The organism is Polaribacter sp. BAL334, from assembly GCF_015767435.1.
Classification (GTDB): domain Bacteria; phylum Bacteroidota; class Bacteroidia; order Flavobacteriales; family Flavobacteriaceae; genus Polaribacter.
In genome coordinates this window covers 1-435 of the sequence record NZ_JADWOV010000122.1, presented here as the reverse complement: position 1 = coordinate 435, position 435 = coordinate 1, and the positions used below count along the sequence as shown (strand labels likewise).

Annotated in this window: 1 protein-coding gene; it reads right to left on the bottom strand. The window is 27.6% G+C overall.

The genetic code is table 11. The features are described 5' to 3' along the window. Window positions 1-435: hypothetical protein (locus tag IU405_RS00650; RefSeq protein WP_197436723.1), on the bottom strand; the 435-nt coding region annotated here is incomplete at both ends.

The window sequence follows — 435 nt, the reverse complement described above, 5'->3', positions numbered from 1 at the left end:
GATATAAATTTACTATTAATTTTGTGGGATCAAAATTATTGATTTCTGGAAACATCGCTTCATCATAGCCAAAACTAATTTCTGAATTATGACTATTCCCATCAGTAAAAGTATTTATTGCATATACTATTGATGGATTAATTTCACCGTCTTTTATAGGAATCTCTGGTGACAGTAACTTAATTTTATTTGAAGAGCTTTCCAATACTTGTATTTTTAATTTATCTGGATTTGTAAGGTTTATTGAATGAAGGTTTATAGGATAATTTATCCCGTTAAATTTTAAATCGTACTGAGTTGATGAAGTTTTATTCGCATTATTTTGAGCATCATGTAGTACCTGTCTTTGTTCTATATTCCATCCTTTTAATTTTAAAGAATAATCACCATATAGAATATCTCTTTCAATAAAAAGAAAGCCATTTTGATAGGGTG